Origin of the sequence: Pelagicoccus sp. SDUM812003 (assembly GCF_031127815.1) — a bacterium.
Taxonomy (GTDB): Bacteria; Verrucomicrobiota; Verrucomicrobiia; order Opitutales; family Opitutaceae; genus Pelagicoccus.
In genome coordinates this window covers 149,464-168,631 of the sequence record NZ_JARXHY010000012.1, presented here as the reverse complement: position 1 = coordinate 168,631, position 19,168 = coordinate 149,464, and the positions used below count along the sequence as shown (strand labels likewise).

At 56.3% G+C, this 19,168-nt stretch carries 9 protein-coding genes; 5 read left to right on the top strand and 4 right to left on the bottom strand.

The genetic code is table 11. From position 1 onward, the window contains the following. Positions 1-616 precede the first annotated feature (616 nt). A complete protein-coding gene (locus QEH54_RS16330) occupies positions 617-1,678 on the top strand; it encodes a sigma-70 family RNA polymerase sigma factor (RefSeq protein WP_309019777.1) in 1,062 nt (353 codons plus the stop codon). Between the two features lie 140 nt (positions 1,679-1,818). Here the strand turns inward: QEH54_RS16330 and QEH54_RS16325 are convergent, their stop codons facing one another. Beyond that, the gene (locus QEH54_RS16325; protein WP_309019776.1) at positions 1,819-3,633 is read right to left on the bottom strand and encodes a phosphoenolpyruvate carboxykinase (GTP); all 1,815 of its coding nucleotides are present in this window, start codon (positions 3,631-3,633) and stop codon (positions 1,819-1,821) included. A 237-nt stretch (positions 3,634-3,870) separates the two neighbouring features. On the opposite strand from QEH54_RS16325, the gene QEH54_RS16320 reads away from it, so the two are divergent. Beyond that, entirely contained in the window at positions 3,871-5,601 is a 1,731-nt protein-coding gene (locus QEH54_RS16320) for a response regulator (protein ID WP_309019775.1), read from the top strand. 339 nt (positions 5,602-5,940) lie between these two features. Here QEH54_RS16320 and QEH54_RS16315 read toward each other — a convergent pair whose 3' ends face one another. Continuing rightward, positions 5,941-6,477, bottom strand: coding sequence for a hypothetical protein (locus tag QEH54_RS16315; protein ID WP_309019774.1), 537 nt, complete (start codon positions 6,475-6,477; stop codon positions 5,941-5,943). A gap of 158 nt (positions 6,478-6,635) precedes the next feature. After that, positions 6,636-7,712, bottom strand: coding sequence for a M20/M25/M40 family metallo-hydrolase (locus QEH54_RS16310; RefSeq protein ID WP_309019773.1), 1,077 nt, complete (start codon positions 7,710-7,712; stop codon positions 6,636-6,638). Positions 7,713-7,970: 258 nt separating this feature from the next. Here QEH54_RS16310 and QEH54_RS16305 point away from each other — a divergent pair, with 258 nt between their 5' ends. Further along, on the top strand, positions 7,971-10,676 hold the full coding sequence (locus tag QEH54_RS16305) for a PAS domain S-box protein (RefSeq protein ID WP_309019772.1): 2,706 nt from the start codon (positions 7,971-7,973) through the stop codon (positions 10,674-10,676). A gap of 30 nt (positions 10,677-10,706) precedes the next feature. Here QEH54_RS16305 and QEH54_RS16300 read toward each other — a convergent pair whose 3' ends face one another. Continuing rightward, a complete protein-coding gene (locus tag QEH54_RS16300) occupies positions 10,707-11,654 on the bottom strand; it encodes an AEC family transporter (RefSeq protein WP_309019771.1) in 948 nt (315 codons plus the stop codon). A 211-nt stretch (positions 11,655-11,865) separates the two neighbouring features. Between QEH54_RS16300 and QEH54_RS16295 the strand changes: the two genes are divergently transcribed. Both QEH54_RS16295 and QEH54_RS16290 read left to right on the top strand, forming a co-directional pair. Next, positions 11,866-12,987, top strand: a complete 1,122-nt coding sequence (locus QEH54_RS16295; protein ID WP_309019770.1) for a hypothetical protein — start codon at positions 11,866-11,868, stop codon at positions 12,985-12,987. A gap of 128 nt (positions 12,988-13,115) precedes the next feature. Then, positions 13,116-19,115 carry a DUF3857 domain-containing protein gene (locus QEH54_RS16290; protein ID WP_309019769.1) on the top strand — a complete coding sequence of 2,000 codons (6,000 nt, stop codon included), beginning with the start codon at positions 13,116-13,118 and terminating at the stop codon, positions 19,113-19,115. Positions 19,116-19,168: the final 53 nt, after the last annotated feature.

Sequence of the window (19,168 nt, the reverse complement as noted above, 5' to 3'; positions counted from 1 at the left end):
ACGGACGAGGAATTTCAGGGTCTATCGAGGCGATTCGACATCGGCGTGGCGGCAAAGCGTAGCCGCAAGCGGCTCACCGACGCTTTGAAGCGCGTTTGCTTGGCGTCGCAGCCTCCAATTTCGCTCGAGCCAACCTGCTTGACCGAAGCCCTTTCTCAGGATTCTCCAGTCTCCTGAGGCTATTTTCCTTCAGCGACCGCGAACGCCCTGTCGTTTTACATTTATTAGCAATCGGGACTTACCCGTTTTTTAAACATAGGGGAATGCGATAGTTTTAGGACCAAAAAACTTACCTTTTCTCCTAGTTTTGGGAGAGATTTCTCGCTTTTGTGTAAACTGTCCGCTAACACTAGGTTGTCTTATGTAAAAAGACGTTAGTTTTAGCGGAGTTTTTGTAAATGCGGTTTAAAAGCTAGTGGGTGTAGTACCCTACCGCTTTTTTAAGCTCAACAGGAAGTCCGATAAGACCTTTAGTTACCTCATAGTCTCAAGCGCCTAGTCCAGTTCCAATTTCTACTCTAAATCATCGCTGGATTTTCTGATAGATCTCCCGGAAGCCCTCTAGATTCGCCGCTTGTTTTGAAAACCTAGCAACCTACGTCGGAGACCCATATCTATGCCTAAAAAAGCGTTTACCGAGCGATTGAACGTCGATCCTTCCAACTCGCAGAGTGCTGAAAGCAAACACGTTAGATCAGAATCGGCGCAGTCCGTAACTACCCCTCCATCCTTTACCGAGCCGTCCGAGAAACCCGCTCCAGTCGAGCATCTCGAGCGAAACAGCATCAAAATCTACCTACAGGAGATCGGTCGCATTCCGCTCCTTACCCCGTCTCAGGAGATATCCCTAGCGCGGCGTATCCGAAACGGCGACAAGGAGTCGCGGGACCTCATGATCAAGTCGAACCTTCGCCTGGTGGTGAAGATCGCCCACGACTACAAGGATTTCGGCCTTCCGGTGCTCGATCTGATCAGCGAAGGCAACATTGGACTCATCAAGGCGGTCGAGCGTTTCGATCCGGAAAAAGGCGGCAAGCTGAGCACCTACGCAGCGTGGTGGATCAAGCAGTCGATCAAACGAGCTTTGGCCAACCAGAGCAAAACCATCCGCCTCCCGGTCCATCTGGTGGACAAGATCTCGCGCATGCGCAAGACCGCCATGATGCTGACCGAAGAGCTCGGTCGTGAGCCTACCGATCAGGAGCTGGCAGAAGTGCTGGAATTGCCCGTCAACAAGGTTTCCCATCTGAAATCGGTCAGCGTGCGTCCGGCGTCGCTAAACGCTCCGGTGGGCGACGATGGCGAAGGCACGGAATTTGGCGAAATCGTGGGCGACGACAATTCCCCTACGCCGTACGAAAATCTCCACGAAAAGTCGCTACGCATGGACCTGCAGGAGATGATTTCCAATCTCGACGAGCGCGAAGCGGAAATCATCAAGCTTCGATTCGGACTCAATGGCGAAACGCCCATGACCCTGGAAGAAGTCGGGCAGCTTTTCGGAATCACTCGCGAACGCGTTCGCCAGCTGCAGAACATCGCTCTCTCGCGCATGCGCAAAGTCATGGCCGGCAAGGAGCGTCAGCACACGCTCGAAGAGATCGAAGAGGAGAATCGCGAACGCCAACGCATGGAAGTCTTCAAGGAATTCTACGAAGCCACGGCGTCGCGCTCGTAGCTGACGAAATCGAATACGGTTTCCGAATTGGGTTTCACATCGAAAGCCCTGTCACCGTTTTCTGGTGACAGGGCTTTTGCTTGTCCGAGCAACGAGGGCGATTCCGGTGGCGGCTCGGACAAGGCGGTGGCGTTTCCTTCCTAAAAGAGGCGGCAGATGAGAAGCTCCCGCTCGAAGATCAGTTCCTTCGGCAAGTGATCATGCAGCTTGAGGAAGAGCTCGTCGTGCATGATGACCTCGCTCTTCCAGGCGTCACGATCCACCGTCATGATCTGATCCCATTTTTCCTTTGGGAAGTCCAGGCCCTCCCAGTCAATGTCCGCGTAGTGCGGAACCCATCCGATGGGTGTTTCCCGAGCGTTGCCATGTCCTCTGGCGCGCTCGACGACCCACTTCAGGATGCGCATGTTTTCGCCGAATCCCGGCCAGATGAAGTTTCCTTGTTCATCCTTGCGGAACCAATTGACATGGAAGATGCGAGGCGTTTCGCGGATGCGGCGCTGCATCTTGATCCAGTGACGGAAGTAGTCGCCCATATGGTAGCCAGCGAACGGCAGCATGGCCATCGGATCTCGCCGGACCTTGCCCACGCTTCCAAAGGCGGCAGCCGTCATCTCGGATCCCATGGTTGCTCCGATGTATACGCCGTCCGACCAATTGAAGGCCTGGAAAACCAGGGGTATAGTCGTCATGCGACGGCCACCGAAGATGATGGCCCTGATCTCCACCCCGTTGGGGTCGTTCCATGCGGGATCGATCGTCGGACACTGGGCTGCCGGAGCGGTGAAGCGCGCGTTCGGGTGGGCTGCGGGCCGATCGCTGGCGGGCGTCCAGTCGTTTCCTTGCCAATCGATGCAGTGGGCCGGCGGCTCGCCATCCATGCCTTCCCACCAGACGTCGCCATCGTCGGTGAGCGCCACATTGGTGAAGATCGCGTTTTCCTTGATCGACTCCATGGCGTTCGGATTGGTCTTGTAGGAGGTTCCCGGGGCGACGCCGAAGAATCCCGCTTCCGGATTGATGGCTCGGAGCCGGCCGAACTCGTCCGGCTTGATCCAGGCGATGTCGTCCCCCACGGTCCAGATCTTCCATCCTTTGAAGGACTTTGGCGGGATCAGCATCGCGAAGTTCGTTTTTCCGCAAGCGCTAGGGAAAGCGGCGGCGACATAGGTCTTCTCGCCATTCGGGTCCTCTACCCCCAGGATGAGCATGTGCTCCGCCATCCACCCCTGATCTCGGGCCATGCATGATGCGATGCGCAGGGCGAAACACTTCTTGCCCAGCAAGGCGTTGCCTCCGTATCCACTTCCGTAAGACCAGATGGCACGCTCTTCCGGGAAATGCACGATGTACTTCTTTTGAGGATCTGGTTCGCAGGGCCATGGCACGTCCTCCTGCCCAGGAGCGAGCGGCATGCCCACCGAGTGCATGCAGGGCACAACGCGCTTGTCGCCAAGATTGTCCAAAACGTCCTTTCCCATGCGGGTCATGATTTTCATGTTCACCACGACATAGGGCGAATCCGTGATCTGAATGCCGATGTGGGAGATGGGAGAACCGATCGGCCCCATGCTGAACGGCACGACATAGAGGGTACGCCCACGCATGCAGCCATGGAAGAGAGCCTTGAGCTGCTTCTTCATTTCGACAGGTTCGCGCCAGTTGTTCATCGGACCTGCCGCATCCTCGCTGAGGCTGCAGATGAAGGTTCGATCTTCCACGCGGGCAACGTCCGAGGGGTCGGATCGGCACCAATAGCTATTGGGGCGCTTTTCCTCGTTCAGCCTAACGAAAGTGCCTTTGAGAACCATTTGCTCGCATAGCGCGTCGTACTCCTCTTGAGAGCCGTCGCACCAGTGGATGGCGTCCGGCTTGCACAGGTCCGCCATCTTCTCAACCCACTTGATAAGCGGCTGATTATCAGTGAGAGGGGTATTAGAGCTTCTTGTTTTCATCACAGAAAAGCGTAAATGAAATTAATAAAAGAGCAACGGAGCCGCCCTTCGGATAAGCATTTATTATACTAGTGCTTTCCGTATGTAAGAATATGTAATGCTCGAGGGTGGTTTCTACTGAATCAAAAGCGGGTAAAAAGCTCGTTAAGCTCTTCAGGATCAGCGGGTGGAACCGAATAGGTTGGAAGAGTGATTCTACACCTTTCCTACACTTAAACTCTAACCACAGGACCAGTTTTGAATAAGAAGATTCTAATCGTTCGCGGGGATCGGCAGAAGGCGAAGGCCCTGTCCTTCCTGCTGGCGGGTTCGGGCTATCAGATTTGCACGCACGCCACCGCTGGCGAAGCGGTGGAAGCGGCTAGGCACCAGCGTTTCGATCTCGCCATAACCGACGGAGTTCTGCCCGAAAACCAGCCCGACCTCGGCCTCGTTTCCACCCTCAAGGAGGCGCAGCCCAGCCTCCCGGTCCTCTACCTCTCCGACGAAGAGAATCTGGAGACAGTCATCAGCTGCATCCGGGCAGGCGTGAACGAGGTGGTGCACAACCCCAACGACCTGCAGAAAGTCATCGAGACCACGCACTCCTTTTTCCGAGCTCCGACCACCGAAGAACCGGAAAACGAAGTGACCTGGCAGGATATTCTCGAGGTGGAAAGAATGCTCGAGTCCACCATCGGCGGCGGGAGAGCCCGTGGCGGCAGCATCGAGAGCTCCGCTGAAGTGGCCCAGATGCGGCTCAAGCTGGATGAAGCGCTGAAGGAACGCGATCGCATCAGCGGCGAGCTTTCCTTCGCTATCTCGAACCTCGAAAAATCCAAGCGGATGATCGAGGAGCTCAAAAACGAGAACGGTCACCATAGCACCGATAGCGAGATCGCGGAACGAGCGGCCGAGCTCGACGAGCGCGAAAAGCGCATCAAGGACCTTTCATCCAAGATCGCCCAGCAAAAGGTGGATCTCGAAACGCAAATCGCCGAGCTGGAAGCGCAAAAGATCGAGCTGGAAGAGGCGCAGAAGGAGGTAAAGGACAACCTCGACGCCAACCCGGCCGCCTTGTACCAGCTCAATCAGGAATTCGAGGTCGAGCGGACCAAGATGAACGAGAAGCGCCTCGAGCAGGCGGCTCGCATCAAGGATCTGGAGCGCGAGCTGGAAGCCGCTCAGGCAGGCGACTCCGCGGTCGCGGAGCTCGAAGCGCGGGTGCGCGAGCTGAACGATCGGCTTCAGGACGCCCAGGAGCAGATTTCGCAGAAGGACTTTCTCATCCAGCAACGCGAGCGAGAGCTCGAGGAAGCTCGGGAGCCCCAAAACCTCAGCCAGCCGGAGCGCGAAGCTCTGGAGGAGGAAAGGCGCTTGCTGGAGATCGAAAAGCACAAGCTAAGCGAGAAGATCGACCAGTTCGAGATCGAGAAGCGCATGGCTCAGGAGACGCATACCAAGAATCAGCGCGAGCTGCAGGTGGAGCGTCGCGATGCGGAGGTCTCGCTGCGTGAGCTTCAGAACCAGATCAAGGAGGAGCAATTGAAGCTCAAGGTGGATCAGGCTTCTCTGAAGGACGAGATTCGACAGTTCGAGCAAGCCCGCCAAAACTTCCAGGAGGACGTGCAGGACCTGCAGAGCAAGCAAGCCGAGCTCCGAAAGATGGAGGCGTACCTCCAGCAGATGGAAAAAACCATCCAGAACGGAAACATGGAAAACGCCTTGCCGAAGCCGGATTCCTCCGCGCTCGATCCGATAGAGGTGAACTCTGCGGCCCACAATCCGAAGCCCAGCGCTCCGCCTCCATCCAACGGAATCGAGCAAGGCGCACCTTCCCCGTCAGCTCCCGCTTCCACGCCGCAAGGCGCCGAAGGCAAGGGCCCAGACGGGCAGCCCAAGGATCCCAGCAGCTGGGGCAAGCCGGATTTCGAAAAGAAGAAGGCAGGCCGCGGGCCGCTACGCATCGGACGTCGCTCTTCCTTCTAGTCGAAGCGGACCCGACTTTCAAGCAGCGTCATCCTCTCAAGACGGGTGGCGCTTTTTTGCGTCGAGTCCTGACGGTTCGCCAGACTTCGCAGACCGCAAGTAGCCACTGATCGCTCCGCTTGTGGTTTGCGCCACCTGCCTGACAACGGATCCAACAGGGCCCCTGTTCGGCGCGGGTTCGATCGCTCCGCTGATGAGTGGAAAAACCTGGCACGATGAAACCGGGCGGAACCGCGCCTGTCCGCGTTCGCGTGGGGCAGGTCGGAGTTTGGTTTCGCCGCAGGCGAGAGCTTGGCCCTCGCTCGAGCGGGATGGACCGGCGAGGGAAGGGTTCGCTCCCTAGTCGCGATCCGATGCGAATTCGTCCACCGAACTATCCGTGTAGTGATCGTCGTCGGTGACGTCGGATAGGTGCTTGAACAACTCGCGATTCTTATCCCAGACGCCTACTCCAGCCGTCTTGGCCTTGCTTTCGGCCTCCACCAGCGGGGCGATGTAGCCGATGCCCGTCGATTCGTAGCGAGCGAGGCCCTTGCTGAGCATCATGGCGTTCAAGCAGTCTCCGTTGGAGGACTTGAGCGATACGTAGCGGCAACCTTCGACCTCACGATGGACTTCCATGTAGAGCCGGCGTCCGACCACCACATCCTCCACCACCTCGGCGCAGTCCTTTTCGGAGCGCTGGTCGCCGGGAGGAAATCCGATACCAGCCAGGATCACCCTTTCCTTCCTCTTTTCGTGTATTACCTCCACCGTCCTGCCGTCGATATAGCCAACCACATCCACGATAGACGTTTTCGGGGAGTTGGAGCTATGCAAGACCATGTAGACGATGGCGATTGCTGCGATTGCGAGGGCGATGAAACCGATAACCATTTCTTTGAGAAGCTAGGAACGTGTTAACCTCCCTCTTCTATCGTCCTTGGTCGACGGGGCATTTAGCTCGCGATTGAAGAATTCACTGAGAAAGCTTGCCCTTCAGCTGGGGTGTTTCACTCAGGAACGTCAGATGGACTCACAAAATGCGGGGATTCTCAGCATTCAGCCCGAAGCAGCGTTCGGAGGATTTTCAGACAGCGCTCCATCTCTCCGACTTCGATAAACTCGTCGTTCTTGTGGGCTTGAGCGATATCCCCAGGTCCGAAAACGAGGGATTGCATGCCGGCCTCCTCGTAAGCCACCGCGTTGGTCATGTAGGCGACCTCCCTTTCTTCGATCGCGACGCCGGAGGCGCGGCCCGCCCTCAGCATGGACTGCACGAAGGCCTTGGAATTCTCGCCCGTGAGGGCCGGACGCTCGATGAGCGACTCCAGCCTGGCGCCCTGCCAGCGCGAACAGATCGCCTCGAATTGGCTCCGCCCATCGGCTGGCGTTTCCCGAATCCCGTAGCGTCGATCCAGATCGATGACGCAACGATCGGGCACTACGTTGAACCCGATGCCCCCTTCGATTGCTCCGATGTTGAGGCTGCCCAGATCGATCTCCATCTCACCAGGACCTGCTCGGAGCCGATCCGCCAGATCGCCCAGCTCCGCGCAGACCTTGGCGGCTTTGAGAATCGCGTTCTCGCCGAGATGGGGCGTCGATCCATGGGCCGCCTTGCCGCCTAGCTCGATGCGATACCTGCCCACTCCCTTGTGCCGGGAAACCACGTCGCTTCTGGTAGGCTCTCCCGTGATGGCCCGGTCGATGTTGAGGTCCCGTTTCAGTTCCGCCAGCTGGTACGCTCCGATCTGCTCGCTTTCTTCGTCGACCGACGCGGCGAACACCAGGGCGCCTGACAGCTCGCCAGGATTTCGATGGAAGTAGTCAAGGGTCAGCATGAAGCAGCTCAGGCTGGCTTTGGTATCGCACGCCCCCCTGCCATAGAGTCTACCGCTTCGTTCCTGCAGTTCGAAAGGAGACCCATTGGCCCAGCCAGCGACTCCGACCGTGTCCATATGCGCTTCAAGCAGCAAAGCGGGAGCATCCAAAGGACCAATACGAGCCACTACGTTTCGTCTCCCAGGGACTAGCTCATGTGTTGAAAACTGGATACCGCGCTCCTCTAGCCAGCCTTGCACGAAGCTGGCGACGGCATCTTCTCCCGATCCCCCGTAGACTGGATTCACGCTCTCGATGGCAACTAGTTTCGAAAGTAGTTCACCCGCAGATTCTCCGCTGTCATCACGCCTCATATGGGCGCACACCCTAGTACAACTCGGAAACAAAGGTATAGGGGAATATTCCACAGGCGGATGAAATACTCATAAAACTGTAGGAACGCCTTGTTACGAAGTCGAGTCTGGCTACCTTCTCACCAGCTCGACTCTAACCCGAGCTCGGGATCCGGCTGGCTATCACCTTCCTCCTAAAAACCTTACTCTTCAATGGCGAAAAACGTATCAGCGAGCACTGCGAGTCCAGAGGATTCCTCTGCCATGCTGGAGCAGCTGGAGCTCGAAATAAGCGCATTGGACAAGCTCCCCGAAGAAGGCGCCTCGTGCGCCCTGGTGGACGACTCGCTTCTCGTCCTAGACAGCGACGCCTTCGCCGCGTCCCTGCTCGGTCTTCCCACTCGGAAGCGTTGCTCCATCGACGATTGCAAGCACCTCGACAAGGCGCAGCGGCGACGCTTCAAGTCGATTCTTTCATCGCTCTTCAAGCAGTCCAACGAATCCGAAGCCTACCTGCGGCTCCAACTGACCAACGGGATCAGCAAGCGGCCCTACTGCGTAACGTTCGAAAAGCAGGAGCAGAAAAACGCCCGCCCTGTGGCCCTCTGCTATTTCGAACCGATTCACCAGCACACGCACGGCACCAAATCGGGCCCGGCCCAAATCGTCGATTCGGGCATAGAGCTGTGGTCCATGGATGTCGATCAACGCTGCTTTTTGGTGCTCTCCTCTGTCGCGAACTCCCGGACCGACGGCGTCGCCGAGAGCGTCAGCCTCGAGGATTGGATCGCCCGCATCGAGGACGAGGACAAGGCGCGGTTTCGCGACAGTTTCGAACAGCTTCTCTCCGGCAAGATATCGAGCGTGAATCTGATCTACCGGGTTCGTTCGCTCAGCGGATCCATCCGCTACCTATCCACCATCGCCAGACGCCGCACTGCGGAGAGCGGAGAACGGAGCAGAGAGCTGGTGGTCGGCATGCATCGCGACGAAACCGAAGCGACCAACGTCATCGACGACCTGAAGCTCTTTTCCTACCTCGCACAGAAGGCCCAGCTTTCCATCCTGGTCACCGATTCGCATGACTGCATCAGCTGGTGCAACCACGCCTTCACGGAAGTGAGCGGATACGAGCTCGACGAGGTGTTCGGAAAAATCCCCTACACTCTGCTGGAAGGGCCAGCAACCGATCAGAGCGCCACCGACTACGTGCGAGACCGCATGCGCCGCGGCAAGGCCTTTCACGCGGAGCTGGTTCAGTACAAGAAAAATGGAGCTCCGTACTGGGTGCGGGTCGACGGAAATCCACTGGTGGACGAAAACGGGCAGATCACTCGCTTCATCCTATTCCAGACGGATATCACTGAAACCAAGAAGACGCAGAACGCCATCCTCCGAAACGAGATCAAGTTTCGCTCCCTTTTCGACAACTCAAACGACGCCCTGCTCCTGCTTTCGCCGAAGGACGGCGTCATCATCGAGGCCAACGAAGCGGCGGTGTCCTTGCTCGACAGCAAGCGCCTCGTGGGACGAAAGCTCGACGAGGTCAGCGTCGACAGCACCTTTCTCGATATCGAGAATCTCAATACGCTGGTCGAGCAGGATGATCGGTCCATTCGCGAAAGCGGAGTCATCGTCACCAGCTCAGGAGATCGCCGTCCAGTCGAGCTCTCGGTCAATCGCACGCCGATCGGCGAAGCGATGGCCCTTTTCGTCACCTTGCGCGACGTATCCGAAAAACGGGCCCTGGAAGAGCAGCTTCGACACGCCCAGCGCATGGAGGCGGTCGGCCGTCTCGCCGGAGGAATCGCTCACGATTTCAACAACCTTCTGGCCGGTTTGCGCGGCTTCAGCGAACTGCTTTGCAATTCGCGCGACTTGACCAAGAAGGATCACGTCTACGCCCACGAGATACTGAAGATAACCGATCGCGCCAGCAAACTCACCAGTCGCCTGCTATCCTTCAGCCGAGGGAAAAGCGACAAGCCTGTCGTGGCGAACCTCAACGACATCGTAGGCAACCTTACGCCAATGCTTTCCCGTATCCTGAAAAAGGATATTCAGTTCACCTCTCAGCTCGAACCCCAGCTTTGCAACGTTCGCGTCGATCCTTCGCAGATCGAACAGGTTATCATGAACCTCGTGGTGAACGGGCAGGAAGCCATCAATTCGAACGAGGGTATCGTTACTTTGAATACAAGCGAAGTCGAGCTCACGGGCAACGAGATCTGCATCACTGGCCAGCCCAAGGAGGGTCGCTATGCCAAGGTTTCAGTACGCGACAATGGCCAAGGCATCGCGCGGGAGACCTTGGAGAAGATCTTCGAGCCGTTCTTCACCACCAAGAAAGGAGCCGGAACGGGGCTGGGGCTGTCTATCGTCTACGGCATCATACAAAGCAATGGCGGTCACCTCATGGTGGATAGCGAGGTCGGACGAGGCACCGAGTTTTCCTTCTACTTTCCGCAGGTGCACGAAGAAATTCCTCAGGAGGAGAACACTGACCACCAGGCTCGGATGCCAAGCGCTCAAGTATCCGACGGCGACGAGTTTCCAACCATCCTCGTGGCGGAAGATCAGGATCAGGTCCGCGAAATCTTGGAGCTCGGCCTGGGACAAAGCGGATACAACCTTCTCATCGGCGAAGATGGAGCCAAGGCGATCGAACTCGCGGAAAAGAACGAAGGGAAGATCGACCTGCTGCTCACCGACTCGATCATGCCGAAAGCGAATGGATTCGCGGTGGTCAAACGGGTTCGCGAGCTGTATCCAGATATCAAGGTTATCATGATGTCCGGACTTCCCCAGCAAGAAGCGGAGGAATGCAAGGGCCTGAAGATCGACGCCTACGTCGACAAGCCGTTTTCCATCCGAAAGCTCCTGGAGCTGATCGAATCCCTGCTCGGCGTGCCGAGCTGAATCGCTGCGACCTTCGTTTCTCCCACCTGATCAGCGCTCCAGGACTAGCGAGCCAAAGTGTATCCAAAGCGGCATGGTGGCAAAGCCAACAATCGTAGTGGCGAACACGATACGCACCGCCACGATGGGTTGGCCTCCGTAGTGCTTCGCCAACACGATCGGCATGATTCCCGCAGGCATGGCGGCTTGGATGACAAGGATTCGCTTCAGCTCGATGGAAAGCGGAGCGAACCAGGCGATTGCGATGCCGATAAGCGGCAGCAGCCCTAGCCTGAGCACGATTCCCCCAAGCACGTCCCGCGTATTCCAGAGCGGTTCCTTGGTATCGAGGTACTCGTAGAGATTGGCCCCAATCGCCAACAGGCCAAGCGGGATGGCGCAGCCGCCCAGAAGGCGCAGCGTGGTCATAACAATGTCCGGAAGGTCGCTTGCGAACCCGGAGAAGTTGACCGTGGCGCCGATCACCAGGGCCACCACCATGGGATTGAAGATCTTCTTTATTCCGTCCTTAGCCGAACCGCCTGCGAGCAAAGCGACCCCGATGGTCCATATGGCGAACTCGATGCCCACGTTGTGCATGAAGAGAACTGCCAGCTCATTGGGACCATAGAGGCTTTCCACCAGCGGAATCGGCAGGTAGCCGTAGTTGAAGATTCCCACCGAGAAAGCGAAGGTTCGCAGGCCTTTTCCGGTCTGCATGCCGATGGCCCGAGCAGCGAGTTTCGCCAGCAGAAAACCGCACACGATGGTGGCAAACCCAGCGACCGGGGCCAGCAGCACGTCTGGCTGCCGCCGAAAGGAGTCCGCCTCCAGCATGGACTTCACGATGAGACAGGGATAGAGCGCCTTGACCACCAGGTTCACGATCCCCTTCTCGGCTTCCGGCTGGAGAATTCCTTTCCATCGCAACCCCATCCCGATGGCCAGCAGGAGGAAGACGGGAGCGATCAAAGCGAGAACGTTCAAGTAGTTAGACATGGGCAGGTACTCGGTCCTGCTTTGCCTAGACGGCGGCGGCGCGTCAAGACTTGCTCGCGCCGAGGGCCTATTGGAATATCCGTATGCCGCCTAGCATCAGCAAGATACAAAACAGACGACCGAGAGGGGCAGCGCCGGGCAGAGGTTTTATCTCCTTGCGCCGCTGGGATTGACAAGCCTCCCTCGGCACTGAAAAACTCTCCGCCGAAACATGGCTTGGCGCATAGATAAGTACGTCGTTCGCGGACTCATTCAAAACATAGTGCCCGGAAGAGTAGTCGGCACCATCTGGCTGAAGGGTCTCAATCAACCCATCGAGCTGAACCTGCGCGGCAACTGCTACCGCGACATTGCGGGCGCCCGGCTGGAATTCAAGAACCCGAGTCCGATCGAAGGTGACTACACCGGCTTCGACCTCTTTCAGGACGGCACGGTGGGCGATATAACCGCATCGAAGAAGGTCAAGGTGCTGGTCGATCCCGAGGATGAGGAATCCGAATCCACCGACGATGGCCCAGCGTTCACATGGGCGAATTGCCTGTATCTCGAATGGTTCAGCGAGGCGAACGGACGGGTGCTGGTCGAGTCGGTGGATTTCTCTTGGAAGATCGGACTGCCGAAATGGTCCCTCTCGGCGGACGACGAGCGCCAGCAGGTCGAAGCCAACAAGCAGGCCATGTTCAAGTTCATGGAGGAAGTCTCGCGTGTGCTGGATCCCAAGGTCGAATCCGAGATATCGGACCCGGAGGGCGAGATGAACGAGTTTCAATGGGAAGCCTACCTGCAGAAGACCGACGCTCGCAGCGACATGCTGCTCGAGCTCTTCGAAAAGTACGAGGACGATCCCGATTGCGAAAACCTCATCGCGCAAGCCATGGGCTGGGACATCGAGTCCATGGAGGTCACCGAAGAAATGTTCGATGATTGGGATGACGACGATCCTGAAAACGAACCTGACGAAGCGATCCCCAATCATCCGGTGATCAGCCGCATGGTCGAGCTGACTTCGCAGCTTTATTACGAGGCGGAAAACCGAGGTCTGATCACCGAAGACACCGTCAATCCCTGGAATCAGCTGATCTGGCACGCTCAAATGACAGTGAGCAAGCTCATCGCCGCCTTGGAACCCGTTTCCGAAGGCGTGCCCGCCGAGGATGGTTTCATCATCGCCACCCTCAAGCGCGCGCTGCATTTGCTGCACCTCACCATCGCCACCCTCGAGGCATGCACTACCGTGAGCGCCGACCAATTCAAGTGGACCTCCGAAGCCCGCAAGGAGCTCTTCGAACTGCGGGAGACGATCATCGACCTGATGCAAAGCTACCGCTCCTGACCTCGGTCCACGCGGCGCTGTCGCTACGAATAGTACCGTGCGAGAACAGGTACACTATGCGTAGCGACCTCCGTAGAAACACTAGTTTTTGGTTTGCCAAATCCCTTTAGTCGGACATTCGAAGACGAATGCGTTTTCGCTTTGTTTTCTTCTCCCTTCTAGTCTCCCTACTCCTATCTCACCCCCTTCGATCCGAAGAGAAACCGGCCTTTCTCGCGGACATCCCCTTTTACGAGACCGTCAAGGATAGGCTCCTCCAAGTGGAGGACGTACGCGGTGGAATCGAACGCTTTAAGGATTCTTCCGAACCTGGAATCGTCCTGCTCAACGAGCGCATCGAATACATCGTTTCCGATACCGAGCGCTACCGGGTCGATCATGGCATCTACTATGTGCTGGCGGAGTCGGGCGTGAGCGCCTCCTCCAAGGAGATTTTCCGCTATCGTAAGGATCAGGAAGAGCCATTCCTCGTCCTGGGTAGGACTTACCTGCCAGACGGCAGAATCATCGACGTGGACCCAGACGCTGTATTCACGCAATCACCACAAGACGAAGCGGATTCCGATCTCTACACCGATCAAGAAGAGCTTGTAGTCATCTATCCCAACGTAGCTGTCGGCAGCATCACGGAGTGCATCGTCATCACGAAGGAAACCAAACCATTGGTATCCTCGCACACCATGCACAGCTTTCCCTTCCAATTCAACTGGCCGATTCATCGCACCCACTATGAACTGGATGTGCCAGAAGACTTCGCTGCCCGCATGTCGTTTTCCAATTCTGGATCAAAGGTTCCCGATCCGCAGTCGACCACCTACGACGGTCGAACCAAATGGATCTGGGAAGACCTGAATCGAGAAGGAAAAGACTACGAAGTGAAGCGAGAGCCGATGAGCGACGTCGGCCCTATCGCTCGCGTTACCACCTTCGATAGGTGGGATGTGGTTGGCAACTGGATACGCGATCTGGCGAACGAGAGGAATCAACTATCACAAGAGATGCGCACGAGCATCGACGCCTGGACTGAAGGAATGTCCGATGAACGCGAAATCGCCCAAGCCATCCTCGATCGCGTAGCCAATGACGTGCGCTACACAGGGCTGGAGTTTGGCTTGGCTGGCTTTCAGCCCGCCGACTGCAATGCGGTGTGGGATCGCAAGTATGGAGATTGTAAGGACAAATCGAATCTGCTCGCTGCCGCGTTGAGGCATAAAGGAATCCCAGCGTTTCTCGTTCTGATCGATACCGATGGATTTGGAAAATTCGACAAACGCTGCCCATCGCCCTTCTATTTCAACCACGCCATCGCTTTGGTCGAGTTCAGCGACGGCCAGTCGCTGTTTCTCGATCCTACAGTGGAAAACCTTCGCTTGGGCAGTCTGCCTCTGAGTGACATTGATCGAGATGTGTTGGTCGTTCGAGAAGACCGAGCCACCCTCGAGCGAACTCCCGCCACTCCCGCTGGCACGCTTACCTTTTCCTTCGATTTGAAGCTCACCGGTGACCACACCGCTTCCGGGTGGTATCGTCTCTACGCCACAGAGTATTACGAGTCCTCCTATCTTACCTTCTATCAAGACAAGTCGCCGGAAGGTCTTCGAAACTCGCTTCACGATCAGATCGATGGATTCTACCCCGGCGCCGAAATGGCTGACGTCATTTTCGACGGACGTCCCGCTGAAGGGCAACCCATGGTAAGCGCCTACTTCGTGATCAAAGGAGACGAATCGAGCGACCCGAATCAGTTCACCTTTGGATTGCCGGACGTCACCTGGATTCTACCAACTGTTGGCGATTCCCCGAACGATCGGTTCTCAGACTATCGAGTTGATTTCGATTCATCGATCATCGACCTAACGATCGCCTTGCCAGGAAACATCAAGCCGAACGCTCTCCCAAAGGAAATCAACCTAGCGACTCCAAAATATAAATACGCGGGCTCTTGGTGGCTTGAGCAAAATAGTCTCCGCGCTCGCATCACGGTAGAGAACCGGACCGACCGAATCGAAGCGGCCGAATTTAGCGCCTTTCACAACGCGGTCACTTCCTTGAACCGTTGGTGGAACAAGCCTATCAGCTTCTCGAATGTCGAGTCTCTGCAAAGCGCCGAGTCGGAGTCGGACGCACCTTTTCCCAAGCTCTCGTCCGCTAAGGCTCAACTCGCCCTTCTCGACGAGCTCTACGAACTGGAAAAAGAGCCGAAAAAGCGACGCGAAGCGCTTTTGCGAACTATCGAATGGTTCCCCGAAGATCGGCCTGAGCTCTACGAAGCGAAAATGGAAATCGCTCGCATCGACACGGGTGAAACGCCGCCGCTCGAATTGGCGAAGTGGATCAAGGATCAGCTCGCTGAATACGGCGATGAAGTGACTCCCTCCATGAAAGCTTGGGGCGAATACTTGCTTGCCCAAGAACTGGATACAGCGGACAAGGACAATGAGGCTTTGAAGCTCTTCAAAAGTCACCTCGGAAACGATGAGCTCACGCCCTATCGACGTGGCTGGTCAGCCTACAACGCCGCTTGGATCTATCGAGAACGCGGTTCCAAGGAACTCGTGAAAATGGCGAAAGAGGGATTGAGCGAGGAGTCGCCAGCTCAAAACGACCTCGCCTATCTGCTGATCGCTTTCCATGTCACGCAGGAGGATGCCCGCCGATTGGCCTCGGATCTAAAATGGCTCGAGAACGCGCATGCAGAGGCCTTTGAGCAAATGATCGAATACGCCGCGGAGGAACTTGAGGACAACGTCGACATTAGCTCCGAGAAGAGCCTAGAGATCTGGAAAAACGCTTTGCAGGACCTGGCGTCCAATCGCCCAAGACTGTCCGACTCTCTCGTCTCGGTCGAGAGAATCGAATCAAGCCTGAAGCTCTCTCGCCAACTAAAGGATGCCGCCGCGACTATCGCCTCCTCTTTTCAGGAACTGGATGCTAAATGGTACACCGAAAACCAGGCTCCCAAACGCGTATCCAAACAGGAACTAGAGGAAATGATTCTCGCCACCGAGCAAGAACAAGAATGGGACCGCCAAGCTGCTCTCAGTTTCGATTTCTTCACTCGCTTTCCTGACGATCAAGAACTCGCGACGAAATACCTCTACTGGGCCATCTGGAGCATCACCCACCATGTGGCGGCTCCCGAGCTGACCGATCCGCTGAAGGAGGTGCTCTCCACACTCGTGCCTAGCAACGACAACATCGTAAACGCCGACCTGAACTTCGCCCAAATCCTTCGCTCGCGCGGTAGAGCAAACGAAGCGGTCGAACTCATTGCGGGCTGGCTGGAGTATCCGGCTCACCCTGCCGGGAACCGCGGCATCCTGCGCGCGCGTCTAGGCGACGCCTTGTTGGATGCGGGGAGAACCGCTGAAGCGATCGACGCCTATCTGGAAGGAGGAAAAGACCACTTCGAAAATCGCAATATCTACGAAGGGCTGCTGAGGGCTTATTTTCTATCGCGTCTCGAAGGGTTGAATACGAAAGCTGAACAGGCTCTCGATTTCCTTGCAGATGCGGATTCCGATCAACTCGCCGCGGCGAATGTCGCGGATCAAACCGGCCGGATCCTTCGCATGCGACAAAACGAAGGGCTTTATCGTGACTATGCAACGCAGAGCCATACGCCGATGGAGGCGGTGAAAAACCTGATCGAGAAACTTGGATACAATCTGCGAATTTCCGGACTTAGTTCACTATCACCTCTTATCTCCGACTATGAAGAGCTGGAGAAATCCTGTCGCGAAGCGATACGTGATGAAGATCTCGATACGCTGCACCAAGGACTGCTACGCTACGCGATCAGCGCCTGTGCCAACGAACAGGATCTTGTCGGATTGATGCAGCTTATTTCGCTCAACGGTTTGAGCGATCCCGCCTCAGTCGAACTCTTCGCGGCCTTAGCACCACTCGGAGAATTCGCGGTGGAAAATGGCAGCTATCTCAATCGGGAGCTGCTCAAGCGACTCGTCGTTCACGCCTACTATCTCAGTCGGGATATCGATAACATGGATCGCTGGGTGTCGGAGGTCCGATCAGCTCCGGAGACCTCCGAGGAAACGATGAGCTATGCTCTTCTGATTTGGACAAGTCTGATCGCGGTCAACGGGGTGTTGGAGCATGAGTCCTTCTCCAGCTTAGAGGCCTACCTCGACCAAGCGGACATGGGGCGCTTTCGAGCCCAGGCAGTGAATCTTGTCGCTGCCCAGAAGGTCGACAAAAAGGACTACAAGGCCTTGAAGCAACTCGTTGAACGGGAGTTGCAACATCCACTGATTTCGCAAAACGAGCCGATATGCGACGCCTTGCGCGGCTACCTGGCGACCGCCAACAGGGAGTTCGATGTGAAGGGAGAATTCACGCAAAAAGTGAAGGCGTTTCGTTCCGAGAATCACCTTCTTTGGTGGGATCATGTGCGCCCGTTCGAAATGTCCGAGCTCTATGCCGATGGAACGGCCTTGCTAAATGATATTCCAGGCAAGCTTGAGAGCCTATCGGCGCTTGAGATGGCGAAGTACTATTTCCTGCTGGCGGAGAACGAGGAGGAACCGCTGTCGGTTCGCCGAAAAGCCTTGGTCAATGGCGTCTACAATTGGCAACGCTTCGCTCCAGATCCGGATTGGTTTTTCGATCGCATCGAGTCGATCACCAGCGACGAGCAAATCGATCTCCACACGCGCAACCTGATCAAGCTGAATTTTGTGGAGCACTTGGTAGACACTCGAAATGTCCAGCTGCTCGACCGCTTGATGCAAGACGCGTCCTTTCTCACTGAGTATTATAAGACTGAATACAAACACCTGCTGGAGTATCTGAAGCTGCCGCAAGAGTCGCTAGAGGACTGGAAGGCTTCGGTAGCCTTTCTTCTCGAAGGACCCATCATCGGCATGGACGTAGTCCAGATCAAGAAAGCGATCGGCTACGGAACAGTCAGGTTCGGCGAAGATGCGGCGAAGCCGATCTTGGAGAATTTGAAATCCATCGAGATCAGCGATCGTCAAAACATGGACAAATCCCAAGTGCGGCTCGACGCATTGCAGACTCTGCGAATGGCCAGCTCCTTGGCTCCCTTCTACGAGTCCGTCACTGCAAACCTCCCTGTTGGCGATTCGGCGGCTTCCAGTTTCGCCCCTTTCCAATTGCTTAGCCTATCGGAATACCCCGAACAACTGGCTCTCCAGGTCTCGAGATTCGGCTATTCGGAGCAGCTGATCACCCATCTAGCGGATATGATTTTCTATCAGAACTCTGTCGTTCACCAAGACATCACCTCTCTTCTGGCAGAGTCCGTCGAGCAACTGGAGAATCTCGCCAACCCGCTTCTAGGGAGCGCCATTGCCCTCTGTCTCCTGGAGGGAATCGATGTGGACAACCCTGAACAGCGCGAGCCTTTGCTTTCCGCTATGAGGCAGTTCGCGGTGGAGAATCAGGACGCCATGATGACGGATGTCTACAATAGCCTGTCCCTCTATTTCCCGTCTGGAACCTCGGAAGGCGTCCAACCGTTCCTGAGAATGCTTGGCTATGACCCGGCCTACGAACGAGTCGCTCGCTTGCTCGATCTCGTGGAGAAAGGCAAAAAAAGCAAAGCCTTGGCCATGCTGCAAGGCTTCGATAGCGAAACGCTGCTCGCAGATCATTTCATCGCCCTGTTCTACCAAATCGCTCAAGCCTATGGCGACGATTTGACCACGGAGCTGCTCTCTGACCGGATTGTGGAGCAAATCGAAAAGAAAGCCGCTTGGAGCATTTCCAGCTGGGAGCTCGCCCCGATCTCAATGACCAGCCTGCTGGTGGGCTTCCCGGAGCATCGCGAAAAGATGGAGTGGTTCTTCGACTACGTGCTTGAAGTTTCTCGAAACGAACTCGTTAGGGCGCACGCCGCCACCTTGAAAGCCTACGCGGAAGAGGATTGGCAAGGCGTGATCGAAAACGCGGCGGAAGCGGAGGAGGTTTCCCCCGGCTTCTGGGATCTCGAGGTTTTGCGGGGCGTCGCCTTTTACGAACTGGAAAAACCTCTGGCTTCCAAAGAGGCCTTCGAAACCTACTTGAAGTACCGATCTAGGGATTCGCTGTTGCTGTTCGTTCGCGACTACCTGAATCGGATCGATGGCTCGAACGTTTTTGAATAGGGTCTGCGACGCACGAAATCATTGCATCGCGGTTCGTGATGCTTCATTTGCAG